10 protein-coding genes are annotated in these 11,730 nt (G+C 69.8%); 8 read left to right on the plus strand and 2 right to left on the minus strand.

What is annotated here, in order from left to right:
* Nucleotides 1-390: 390 nt before the first annotated feature.
* From BLA60_RS07465 to BLA60_RS07500, 8 genes are all read left to right on the plus strand, one after another.
* Nucleotides 391-2,304 carry a glycoside hydrolase 5 family protein gene (locus BLA60_RS07465; protein WP_075131974.1) on the plus strand — a complete coding sequence of 638 codons (1,914 nt, stop codon included), beginning with the start codon at nucleotides 391-393 and terminating at the stop codon, nucleotides 2,302-2,304.
* A gap of 26 nt (nucleotides 2,305-2,330) precedes the next feature.
* On the plus strand, nucleotides 2,331-4,058 hold the full coding sequence (locus BLA60_RS07470) for an ABC transporter substrate-binding protein (RefSeq protein ID WP_075131975.1): 1,728 nt from the start codon (nucleotides 2,331-2,333) through the stop codon (nucleotides 4,056-4,058).
* 64 nt (nucleotides 4,059-4,122) lie between these two features.
* Nucleotides 4,123-5,115 carry an ABC transporter permease gene (locus BLA60_RS07475; protein ID WP_075131976.1) on the plus strand — a complete coding sequence of 331 codons (993 nt, stop codon included), beginning with the start codon at nucleotides 4,123-4,125 and terminating at the stop codon, nucleotides 5,113-5,115.
* On the plus strand, nucleotides 5,112-6,026 hold the full coding sequence (locus BLA60_RS07480) for an ABC transporter permease (RefSeq protein ID WP_075131977.1): 915 nt from the start codon (nucleotides 5,112-5,114) through the stop codon (nucleotides 6,024-6,026). The genes BLA60_RS07475 and BLA60_RS07480 overlap by 4 nt, the downstream gene beginning before the upstream one ends.
* Nucleotides 6,026-6,973, plus strand: a complete 948-nt coding sequence (locus tag BLA60_RS07485) for an ABC transporter ATP-binding protein (RefSeq protein ID WP_211288623.1) — start codon at nucleotides 6,026-6,028, stop codon at nucleotides 6,971-6,973. The genes BLA60_RS07480 and BLA60_RS07485 overlap by 1 nt, the downstream gene beginning before the upstream one ends.
* Nucleotides 6,973-7,902, plus strand: coding sequence for an ABC transporter ATP-binding protein (locus tag BLA60_RS07490; RefSeq protein WP_075131979.1), 930 nt, complete (start codon nucleotides 6,973-6,975; stop codon nucleotides 7,900-7,902). Before BLA60_RS07485 ends, BLA60_RS07490 begins: the two co-directional genes overlap by 1 nt.
* Nucleotides 7,899-8,921, plus strand: coding sequence for a LacI family DNA-binding transcriptional regulator (locus tag BLA60_RS07495; RefSeq protein WP_075132127.1), 1,023 nt, complete (start codon nucleotides 7,899-7,901; stop codon nucleotides 8,919-8,921). Before BLA60_RS07490 ends, BLA60_RS07495 begins: the two co-directional genes overlap by 4 nt.
* Complete coding sequence (locus BLA60_RS07500; RefSeq protein WP_075131980.1) at nucleotides 8,918-9,562, plus strand: DsbA family oxidoreductase; 645 nt, start codon at nucleotides 8,918-8,920, stop codon at nucleotides 9,560-9,562. Before BLA60_RS07495 ends, BLA60_RS07500 begins: the two co-directional genes overlap by 4 nt.
* Here BLA60_RS07500 and BLA60_RS07505 read toward each other — a convergent pair.
* Together BLA60_RS07505 and BLA60_RS07510 are read right to left on the minus strand one after the other, a co-directional pair.
* Complete coding sequence (locus tag BLA60_RS07505) at nucleotides 9,559-10,503, minus strand: alpha/beta hydrolase (protein ID WP_075131981.1); 945 nt, start codon at nucleotides 10,501-10,503, stop codon at nucleotides 9,559-9,561. The genes BLA60_RS07500 and BLA60_RS07505 overlap by 4 nt on opposite strands.
* 63 nt (nucleotides 10,504-10,566) lie before the next feature.
* Nucleotides 10,567-11,712: an NAD(P)/FAD-dependent oxidoreductase gene (locus BLA60_RS07510; RefSeq protein ID WP_075131982.1), complete on the minus strand. Its 1,146-nt coding sequence runs from the start codon at nucleotides 11,710-11,712 to the stop codon at nucleotides 10,567-10,569.
* Between the last annotated feature and the right edge of the window lie 18 nt (nucleotides 11,713-11,730).

Here is an 11,730-nt window from a genome sequence, read left to right on the forward strand (position 1 = left end):
GGGGCTTGGCCGCTGTGGCCCTGCCGCATCGAGGTTCGCCACCAATCCCAACCGCAGTTCCCCGCAACCCATCCCCGCCGAAGCCCGCAATCCCAGCCTCGCCGAAGCCCACGGCGCCAACCCGCCGAAGCTCAGAACCCAACTCGCCGAGGGTTCGCAAACTCAGCTACCGGAGAACCCGCAACCAGCGACGACCAAAAATGATCAAGAAACATGGCCCCGCGAGAAAACGATCACTGAACCGCTTCACTGAACGTTAAGCACTCGCAACTGGTAACGAAAGTCTGGTGTTCTGAACAAGTCTCCGCGTATGGTGTGGCCATTCGCCCGTCGGAGATCTTCCACACTGATCCGGTTCAGTGAACGCGTGCGGACACACAGGAGGCGAAGATGCTTCTGACCGGCGGGGCACCCTGGCTTGGCGCGAACTTCTGGTCGCGCGCCGGCGGTCCGCTCATGTGGCGTCGCTACGATGCCGAGCTCATTCGGCAGGAGTTACGGGTTCTGCGTGAGCATGGCATGAACCTCACGCGTTCCTTCTTCTACTGGCCGGACTTCATGCCCGCGCCTGACCGGATCGACGAGGACATGGTCGCCCGTTACGCGGACTTCCTCGATCGGCATGTCGAGGCGGGTATGGCCACGATCCCCACCTTCCTGGTGGGGCACATGTCGGGGGAGAACTGGGATCCTTCCTGGCGCGGTGGGCGCGATCTGTACACCGATGTGTGGCTGGTGGCCCGTCAGGCGTGGTTCGCGCGGGAGATGACGGCGCGGTTCCATCAGCATCCGGCCGTCGCCGGGTGGCTGGTTTCCAACGAGATGCCGATCTACGGGGAGCCGGCCGCTCGGGAGCAGGTGACGGCGTGGGCCGAGATCATGGTGCAGGCGGTGCGCGCGGGCGGCGGTACCCAGCCGGTGTCGATCGGGGACGGGGCCTGGGGGATCGAGGTCAGCGGGGTCGACAACGGGTTCTCCGTGCGGGACCTGGCCCGGTTGACCGACTTCGTCGGGCCGCATGTCTACCGCATGGAGAACGACGTCACGCGCCAGCACCTGGCCGCCGCGTTCGTCTGTGAGTTGGCGGGAACGGCCGCGGGATCCGGGAAACCCGTGGTGTTGGAGGAGTTCGGGGTCACCGACAACTTCGTCTCCGCCGAGCACGCCCGGCACTACTACCGGCAGATCCTGCACAACACGCTGCTCGCCGGGTCCACCGGCTGGATCGCCTGGAACAACACCGACTACGACGACCTCTACGACCAGGACCCCTACCGCCACCACGCGTTCGAGATGCACTTCGGGGTCACCGACGCCCACGGGCGGCCCAAGCCGCAGTTGGAGGAGTTCCGGGACTTCGCCCAGGTACTCGACGACGTCGACTTTCCCCGGTGTTCCCGGCCGGCCGCCCGGACGGCCCTGGTTGTCCCGTCCTATTTGGAGCACGAGTACCCGTTCACCGAGCCGTCGGACCGGACCCACGTCTACGACGTGCTGCGGCAGGGCTACGTCGCCGCCCGCGCGGCCGACCTGCCGGTGACGTTGGTGCGTGAGCGGGACGGGATCACCCCGGGCATGGCGCTCTACCTCGTCCCCTCGGCCAAGCAGCTCACGGCGCCGGCCTGGCACGTCCTGTCGCGCGCCGCCGAGAACGGCGCCGTCGTGTACGTCTCCTACAGTCCCGGCGGCAACGGGGTGCAGCGCGGCCCCTGGTACGCCGACCTGAACGGGATGTTCGGGGTCGAGCACCAGCTGCGGTACGGGCTGGTCGACCCGATCGCCGACGACACCGTCACGGTCACCGTGACCAGGGACTTCGGCACGCTCGCGCGCGGCACCGAACTGGTCTTCCCGGTCGGCGGCAACGAGCACTCCCGGGCCTATCTGCCGGTGCGGGCGGCGGGCGCGGAGGTCGTCGCGACAGATCAGCACGGGCGGCCGGTGTTGTTGGAGCGGCGTACCGGCAGTGGGCGGATCGTGCTGTGCACCTATCCGCTGGAGTCGCTGGCCGCCGCCCGGCCGATGGCCAACCCGGAGCCGACGCACGCCGTCTACGACGCGCTCGCGGCGCTGGCCGGCGTCGAGCGGCCGGTGACCGTCGCCGATCCGCTGGTGCACGCCGCGAGCATGGTGCACGCGGACGGGCGGCGGTTCGTGTGGCTGGTCAGCCAGTCGCCGGAGGAGATCGAGGTCGTGCCGGAGGTCGTGGGGAAGCTGACCGGTCTGGGCGGGGGTGAACCGGTCGGTCGGGTGGCCCTGCCGCCCTTCGGGGTTCGTGTGCTGCAACTGACGCCTGACTCGTGAGTCGTGTGTCGAAGAAGGAGAGATCCATGCGAAACCGGTTGAGGTTTCTGATCCTGCTCCTGTCGGCCGGCCTGACGGCTGCCGCCTGCACGGGCGCGGACGGTGCGAACGCTGGGGGTGATGCGGCCGGCGGCAGCTACCCCCGGGCGGAAACCCTGTTCACCAGCGGAACCCAGTGGGGTCCACCGTCCAACTGGAACCCGATCATGAACTGGACCTACGCCACCGGAACGGTCGGACTGCTCTACGAGACGCTGTTCCTCTACGACCCACTCACCGACGAGTACGAGCCGTGGCTGGCCGAGAACGGTGACTGGACCAACGACACCACCTACGAGGTGACCCTGCGCGAGGGCCTCACCTGGAGCGACGGCAAGCCGATCACCGCCGAGGACGTGGTGTTCACCGTCGAGCTCGGCAAGATGGAGTCGGTGCCCTACCACAACCTGTGGGACTACCTGGACAGCGCCGAGGCCGTCGACGAGCACACCGCGCGGTTCACCTTCGGTGAGCCCCGCTACCAGCAGTGGGCCAACTGGGTGTACTTCAACCCGATCGTGCCCAAGCACCTGTGGGAGGGCAAGTCGGAGAAGGACGTCACCGCCGGCGCCAACGAGAAGCCGGTCGGCTCCGGGCCCTACAAGTACGAGACGCACGACCAGGACCGCCAGGTCTGGGTGAAGAACGACGACTGGTGGGGCAAGGACACGCTCGACCTCGACGTCAAACCGCGCTACATCGTCGACCTCGTCAACTCCTCCAACGAGGCCGCGCTCGGTCAGCTGCTCGCCGGTGACATCGACCTGAGCAACAACTTCCTGCCGGGCATCGCCTCGCTGGTCAAGGGCGGCTACAAGCTGCAGACCTACTTCCCCGAGGCGCCGTTCATGCTGGCCGCCAACACCACCTGGATGATCCCCAACACCACCAAGGCGCCGCTCAACGACGCCGCGTTCCGCCGCGCGCTGGCCTCCTCGGTCGACACCGGCAAGATCGTGAACTCGGTGTACGGGCAGATCGTGTCCGCCGCGAACCCGACCGGGCTGCTGCCGATCTGGGACAAGTACGTCGACCAGGCCACGGTCGACCGGCTCGGCTGGACGTTCGACACCGGTGAGGCCAAGCGGCTGCTGGCCCAGGCCGGCTACCGCGACACCGACGGCGACGGCCTGGTGGAGAACAAGGATGGCTCGCCGCTGGAGCTCAAGCTGGCCACCCCGTCTGGCTGGACGGACTGGAACGAGGCGGCCAGGGTGATCGCCGAGGGCGCGAAGGCCGCCGGGATCAGCGTCACCTCCGAGACCCCGGCCGACACCGTCGTGCAGGACATGCGCGAGTCCGGCGAGTTCGACCTGATCCTGAACAACGAGCGGCAGATGGACAACACGCCGTGGCGCTACTACGAGTACATCTTCAACCTGCCGATCCAGGACCAGCAGACGACGATGAACTTCGGCCGCTACGAGAACCAGCAGGCCTGGGACCTGGTCAACCAGCTCGACGCGACCAAGGTCGACGACCTGGAGGGGATGAACAAGATCATCTCCCGGCTGCAGCAGGCCCAGCTGACCGATGTGCCGGTGATCCCCCTGTGGTACAACGGATTGTGGTCCCAGGCCAGTAACAACGTCTGGACGAACTGGCCGTCGGCCGAAGGCGGCGCACCCGCCTACGTGCCGTCGATGTGGCACGGCTATCTCCAGCGCGGTGCCATCAAGATGCTGACCGAGCTCCGGCCCGCCGAGCAGCAGTGACCACGCCGCTCCCGCCCGCGCGCCCCCTACGCGCCGGGCGGGAGCGGCCCCCCAGGAGGGCCGGATGGGCCGATACTTCTCACGCAAACTGCTGATCTACGCGCTCACGTTCGTGGTCGCGGTGACGATCAACTGGCTGATCCCGAGGTTCATGCCGGGCGACCCGGTGAGTGCGATGGTCGCCCGCGCCGGGTTGCAGTCCCCCGAGGGCGTCGCCGCCATGCGGGAGTACTACACGGGCCTGTTCGGCTTCGACGTGCCGGTCTGGCAGCAGTACCTGAACTTCTGGGGCGGGCTGTTGTCCGGTGACCTCGGGGTGAGCCTGTGGGCGTTCCCGCAGCCGGTGACCTCGATCATCATGGCGGCCGTGCCCTACACGCTGGGCCTGCTGATCCCGGCGATCCTGCTGAGCTGGTGGGCCGGCAACAAGTTCGGCGCGTACGCGGCGCGCAAGAAGGTGCTGGACAACACCGTCCTGCCGATCTGGTACGTGCTGACCGCGACCCCGTACATGTGGCTGGCGATCCTGCTGGCCTGGGCCCTGGGCAAGGTCGCGGGGCTGTTCCCGGTCGGCCGCAGCTTCAGCGCCTCGCTGCGCCCCGATTGGTCGTGGCTGTTCATCAGCGACCTGATCAGCCACTGGTTCCTGCCGTTCCTGTCGCTGTTCCTGGTGGCCTTCGGCGGCTGGGCGATCGGCATGCGCAACCTGATCATCTACGAGCTGGAGGCCGACTACTCGCACTACCTCGGCTCGCTCGGCGCGCCGAGCAGGCTGGTCCGCCGCTACGCCTTCCGCAACGCGCTGCTGCCGCAGGTGACCGGGCTGGCGTTGCAGTTGGGGGTGATCGTCGGCGGCGCGGTGGTCACCGAGATCGTCTTCGACTACCGGGGCCTCGGGTACCTGGTGCTGGAGGCGATCAAGGCCAGCGACTTCTTCCTGTTGCAGGGCATCTTCCTGTTCATCGTGATCGGTGTGCTGGTGGCCAACTTCATCATCGACATCGTCTACGTCCTGGTCGATCCCCGGACCAGGGCGGGGATGGGAGGCGGGGCATGAGCGAGGTCGACGGGTCGGCGCCGGAGCCGGCGGCGGTGCCGGGGGTGGCGACCGTGCACGGCACCGGCGTGCGCCGCGAGGCCCTGTACTTCGCGCTGCGCAACCGCAAGCTGGTCGGCGGGCTCGCGGTGGTGGTGGCGTTCCTGCTGGCGGCGATCGTCGGCCCGTGGTTCGTGACCGAGGACCCGCTGACCTACGTCGGGCCGCCGGCGGCCGGGCCGTCGGGGTCCTACTGGCTGGGCACGACGACGTTCGGCCAGGACGTGTGGGCGCAGTTCCTGTACGGGCTGCGGGCGACGTTCTTCGTCGGGTCGGTGGCGGCGCTGATCGCCGGGGTGATCGGCATGGTCGTCGGGTTCACCGCCGGCTACCGGGGCGGGCTGGTCGACGAGGTGCTCAACATGATCACCAACGTGGTGCTGGTGCTGCCGGTGCTCGCGGTGCTGATGATCATCGCGGCGTACCTGGAGGTGCGCAGCATCGAGGTACAGGCGGTGATCATCGGGTTGTTCTCCTGGCCGTGGGTGGCCCGCGCGGTGCGGGCCCAGACGCTGTCGCTGCGGTCGCGGGAGTTCGTCGACCTGGCGCGGCTGTCCGGGCTGCCGGTGCGGCGGATCATCTTCCGGGAGATCGCGCCGAACATGGCCTCCTACCTGTTCATGGTGTTCATCCTGTTGTTCGGCGGCTCGGTGCTGTTCGCCGCGACGCTGGACTTCATCGGCCTCGGCCCGACCGACGGCATCTCGCTCGGCCTGATGCTCAACCACGCCAAGCAGTGGAGCGCGATGAACCTCGGCCTGTGGTGGTGGTTCATCCCGCCCGGCCTGGGGATCACGGTGATCGTGGGCTCGCTGTACATCATGAACGTCGGCCTGGACGAGGTGTTCAACCCGAAGCTGCGGGAGATGTGATGCTGAAGGTGGAGGACCTGCGGGTCTACTACCGGTCGCTGCGCGGCGACGTGCAGGCGCTGGACGGGGTGAGTTTCTCCCTGGCGGACAAGGAGATCATGGGCCTGGTCGGCGAGTCGGGGTGCGGCAAGAGCACCTTGGGCAAGAGCCTGATCCGGCTCGACGGGCGGATGCGCCACGTCGGTGGCAGTGCCGAGCTGGACGGCGAGACACTGCCGATCGCCGACGACGCGCGGATGAACGAGTTCCGGTTCAGGAAGGTCTCGGTCATCCCGCAGTACGCGATGAGCGCGCTGAACCCGACCCGCCGGATCGGCCGGATGGTCCGGGAGCTGGTGGAGTCACGCGGGATCCGGTTCCCGACGGTGCGCGCGGAGCTCGACCGGCGGCTCGCGCTGGTCGGCCTGGACCAGGACGTGCTGGAGCGGTTCCCGATCGAGCTGTCCGGCGGGATGAAGCAGCGGATGGTCATGGTGATCTCGACGCTGCTCAACCCGTCGTTGCTGATCGCCGACGAGGTGACCTCCGCGCTGGACGTGTCGACCCAGAAGGCGGTGGCCACCGCGCTGGCCGGGTTCCGCGACCACGACCTGGTGCGCAGCATGATCGTGATCACCCACGACGTGTCGCTGGTCTACCAGATCGCCGACACGATCATGGTGATGTACGCGGGGAAGCTGGCGGAGAAGGCGGCCACCGACGTGATCGTCAGCCGGCCCAAGCACCCGTACACCCAGCTGCTGATCTCGGCGCTGCCGGAGGTCGGAGTCCGCTACGACGGCAAACGGCTGGTGGGTATCCCGGGCAGCCCGCCGTCGCTGCGTCCGGCGCCGACGGGCTGCCGGTTCCGTGACCGCTGCCCGCTGGCGTTCGACAAGTGCGCCGAGCAGCCCCCGTTCGTCGAGGTCGAACCGGGGCACTCGGTGGCCTGCTGGAAGGCATCCTGATGTTGAAACTTGAGGGTGTTTCGAAGACCTACAAGGTCGGGGCGTTCGCGCGGCAGGACCTGGCGGCGGTGCGGGACGTGAGTTTCGAGCTGCGGCCCGGCGAGGTGGTGTCGCTGATCGGGGAGAGCGGCAGCGGGAAGTCGACGATCGGGCGGATGATCCTGCGGCTGACCAGCACCACCAGCGGCACGATCACCTTCGGCGGCAAGGACATCGCGACCCTGCGGCGCGGGGCGCTGCGCGACTACTACCGCGAGGCGCAGGGCGTGTTCCAGGACCCGTTCTCCACCTACAACCCGGTGTTCAAGGCCGACCGGGTGCTGACGATGATCCGCCAGTCCTACTTCCCCGACGTCGGCGACGCCGACTGGCGTACGCGGGTGCGCGAGGCGCTGGCGGCGGTGAGCCTCAACCCGGACCTGGTGCTCGACAAGTATCCCCACCAGCTCTCCGGCGGGCAGCTGCAACGGCTGCTGATCGCCCGCGCGCTGCTGCTGGACATCAAGCTGCTGGTGGCCGACGAGGTGATCAGCATGCTCGACGCGTCCACCCGCATCGACGTGCTGAACCTGCTGGCCGACCTCAAGGAGCGCGGGCTGGCGGTGCTGTTCATCACCCACGACCTGTCGCTGGGCAACTACCTGGCCGACCAGACGGTGATCCTGCGGCGCGGGTCGATCGTGGAGCGCGGCGCGACCGCCGAGGTGTTCGGCGACCCCACCCACCCGTACACCAGGACCCTGCTGTCCTCGGTGCCCCGGCTCGGCGAGCGGTGGACCGACACCGAACTCGAGCACGGGCCGTGCCGCTACCACCAGCTCCACCCCGACGGCACCGATCCCGCCGGCCCGGCGCTCGCGGCCGTCGGCGATGACCATTTCGTCGCCTGCTTCGCGCTGGGCGAGGACCGGAAGTGCGGGCAGCCGTGACCAAACGAGTGACGATCGCCGACATCGCCGAGCGCGCCGGGCTGTCCAAGGGCGCGGTGTCCTACGCGCTCAACGGGCAGCCCGGCGTGTCCGAGGCGACCAGACAACGGGTGCTGCGGATGGCCCTGGAGATGGGCTGGCACCCCAACAGCGCGGCCAAGGCCCTCTCCGGCGCCCGGTCGGGCGCGTTCGGCCTGGTGATGGCCCGGTCCCCGGCGACGCTGGGCATCGAACCGTTCTTCATGAAGCTGATCTCCGGCATGGAGAGCGCGATGGCGCAGAGCCAGACGGCGCTGTTGTTACAGGTCGTGTCCGACCACGACCGGGAGATCGCCACCTACCGGCGCTGGTGGGCCGAGCGCCGCGTCGACGGCGTGTTCCTGCTCGACCTGCGCTGCGAGGACCGGCGGGTCCCGGTGCTGGAGGAGCTGAAGCTGCCGGCCATGGTCGTCGGCGGGCCCGGTCACCACGGCAGCCTGCCCGGCGTGTGGATCGACGACGTCGGCGCGATGGTCGTGGTCATCGAGTACCTGGCGGCGCTGCGCCACCGCCGGATCGCCCGGGTCGCCGGAGTGCCCGGCATGCTGCACACCGAACTGCGCACCCAGGCGTTCAACGAGGTCACCCAGCGCATCGGCATCGAGGCGACGACCGTCAGCACCGACTACACGCCCGACGAGGGCGCCCAGGCCACCCGCCGCCTGCTCAGCGCCGCGACCCCGCCGACGGCGATCGTCTACGACAACGACGTGATGGCCGTCGCCGGGGTGTCGGTGGCCCACGAGATGGGGGTGGACGTGCCGGGGGAGCTGTCGATCATGGCGTGGGACGACTCGGTGCTGTGTGAGATCGTGCACCCCGCGCTGAGCGCCGTGCGCCGCGACATCACCGCCTACGGCACCCACCTGGCCGAACACCTGCTGGCGCTGCTCGACGGCCAGCAGGTCAGCGACTTCGAGAACGCGCCCCCGCGCCTGGTGGTCCGGGGGAGCACGGCACGGCCTACTGTGGGCCCGTGACTGTGTTTGTCGACGTGTGGTCGGACATCGTCTGCCCGTGGTGCTACATCGGCAAGCGCCGGTTCGAGTCGGCGCTGGCCGGGTTCACCCACCGCGACGAGGTGCGGGTCCGCTGGCGGGCCTTCGAACTCGACCCCAACGCCCCGAAGGTCAGTGACCTGACCGTCCCCCAACGCCTCCAACGCGACCACGGCCTGAGCGCCGAGCAGGTCGAGCAGATGTTCGCCCACGTCACCGAACTGGCCGCCGCCGAGGGCCTGACCTACCGGCTGGCCGAGGCCACCGGTGTCAACACGTTCGACCTGCACCGCCTGCTGGCCCTGGCCGCCGAACGGGAGGCCGGCGACACGCTGCTGGAGTCGCTGATGCACGCCCAGCACTGCGACGCCGCCAACCTGGGTGACCGGGACACGGTGCTGGCGCTGACCTCCGCCGCCGGACTGGCCGACGACGAGGTCACGGCCGTGCTGGACGGCGACGCGTACGCCGACACCGTCCGGGCCGACGAGGACCAGGCCCGTCGGCTCGGGGTGACCGGGGTGCCGGCGTTCGTGCTGGTCGACCGGTACCTGGTGTCCGGCGCCCAGTCGGTCGAGGTGCTGGGCGCCGCACTGAACCGGGTGTGGCGGGAAGCCGCCTAGCAGCGGTGCCCGCACAGGGCTCGTTCCAGCAGGGGGAACGAGTCGTGCAGGGCGCGTTCCCAGTAGGGCCAGGCGTGCCGGCCGGGACCGTAGAAGTCGGTGGTGACCGGGATCCTCAGCGCGCGCAGGCGCTCGGCCAGCGCGACGGACTCCTCGCCGAGGAACCGCTCCAGGCTGTCCGGCTGGGCGTCGGGCGGGTCGAGCGGGCCGGGCTGGCCGTTGCCGGTGGACAGGTAGAGCGGCGTTCCGCGCAGGCGCTTGGCCAGGTCGTAGGGGTTGTGCGCGGCCCAGGTCCCGGCGTCGGCGACCGGGTCGCCCCACAGGTCGTCCGGGTCGAGGCCCCAGCCGGAGACCAGGCCCTGGACCAGGTCCGGGCCCTGGTAGGTGGTGTGCACGACGCCGCTGTAGGAGGCGGCGGCGCGGAAGAAACCGGGGTGGCGGGCGGCGTAGGACAGGGCGCCGAAGCCGCCCATGGACAGGCCGGCTACCGCGCGCCGGTCGTCGGAGCGGTACTGGCGTTCGAGCAGCCGGCGCAGCTCGGTGAGGTGGAAGGTCTCCCAGGCGGGGCCGGAGCGCCAGTCGGAGTAGAAGCCGGCTGGGCCGGCCTCGGGCATGACGACCAGCACGTTCGACCGCGCGGTCAGTTCCTCGACGTCGGTCTTGTCGGTCCACGAGCGGTAGCCGGTGTCGCCGTCGCAGCAGCCGTGCAGCAGGTAGAGCGTTGGCCAGTCGCGGCGCGGCTGGCGGTCCCAGTCGCGGGGCAGCAGCAGCCGCACGCCGATGTCGTGGCCGACGGCCTCGGAGCTGACGGTCAGCTCCAGCAGCCGGTCGCCGAGGCGCTGTTCGTCGACGACCCAGGCACCTCGGGTCGCCGACGCGGGTGGGGTGAGTACGAGACTGAACAGCAGAACCAGGGTGAGCAGGAGTCCCCGGGTGCGCATGCCTGACCTCCAGTGGCCGGTGTCAGCACCCATCGTGCGCATCCGATCGCCGAGTGTCCACCGTCAGGGCGCGGGGTGGCCGATCAGCGGGCGGGACCGCGCCAGCGGCCCCGGCATCCCGATCGCCGCGACCCCGGTGACGACGCCCTCGCGCCGGAAGTGGGCCAGGAACTTGCCGGATTCCAGCGACCCGTCGACCACGACGAACTCGTCGGTCGGGGTCGGTAGCCCGAGGGCCTGCAACCGCCGGCCGTACTGGTCGGTCCAGAAGTAGGGGACGGCGGTGAGCGGCGTCGGCTCGTCGGCCAGCAGGTTCGCGGCGACGGTGTTGGCCAGGTCGATGGCGCCGGTCCAGTGCTCGAAGCGGACGGTGCCGGGCGCCCACGGGTGCGGCAGCCGGGCGATGTCGCCGGCCGCCCACACGTGGGGCGTGGCGGTGGCGCCGGTCCGGTCGCACAGCACACCGTCGTCGAGGGCGACGCCGGTGAGCCACTCGGTGTTGGGCCGGGACCCGACGGCGACCACGACCAGGTCGGCCGGCAGGACCGTGCCGTCGGCGAGCTCGACCCCGGCGACCCGGCCGTCGCCCTTGAGGGCGGTGACCTCGGCGCCGCAGAGCACGCGGACCCCGGCGGCCCGGTGCAGGCCGGCGACGTGCGCGCCGAGCGCGTCGCCCAGGACGGGGGCCAGCGGCTGGTCGAACCGTTCGACGAGGGTGACGTCGAGGCCGAGCCCTCGGGCGGTGGCGGCGATCTCGCAGCCAAGGACCCCGGCGCCGATGACGACCAGTTGGCGGACCGTGGCGAGTTCGGTGCGCAGGGCCGCGCAGTCGTCCCAGGTGCGCAGGGTGTGGACGCCAGGCCGGTCGAACAGCGCCGGCCGGGCGGGGCGCACGCCGGTGGCGATGACCAGGTGGTCGAAGGTGACGGCGCCGGTGGTGAGCACGACCCGGTCACCGTCGAGGGCCTCGGCGCGGGTGCCCAGGCGCAGGTCGAGATCGAGGTCGGCGTAGTCGGCCTCGCGCAGCGGGGGCCGGGGGGACTCGGGGTCGGCCAGGACCGTCTTGGACAGCGGGGGACGGTCGTAGGGGTGGTGCGGTTCGGCGCCGATCAGGGTGATGGGGTCGGTGTGCCCGAGGTGGCGCAGGCGTTCGGCGGTACGCAGACCGGCGAGTCCGGCACCGGCGATGACCACGCGTCCTATGCCCATGGGGTCATGGTCTCGTGG

This window comes from Actinophytocola xinjiangensis, assembly GCF_001921215.1.
Lineage (GTDB): Bacteria > Actinomycetota > Actinomycetes > Mycobacteriales > Pseudonocardiaceae > Actinophytocola > Actinophytocola xinjiangensis.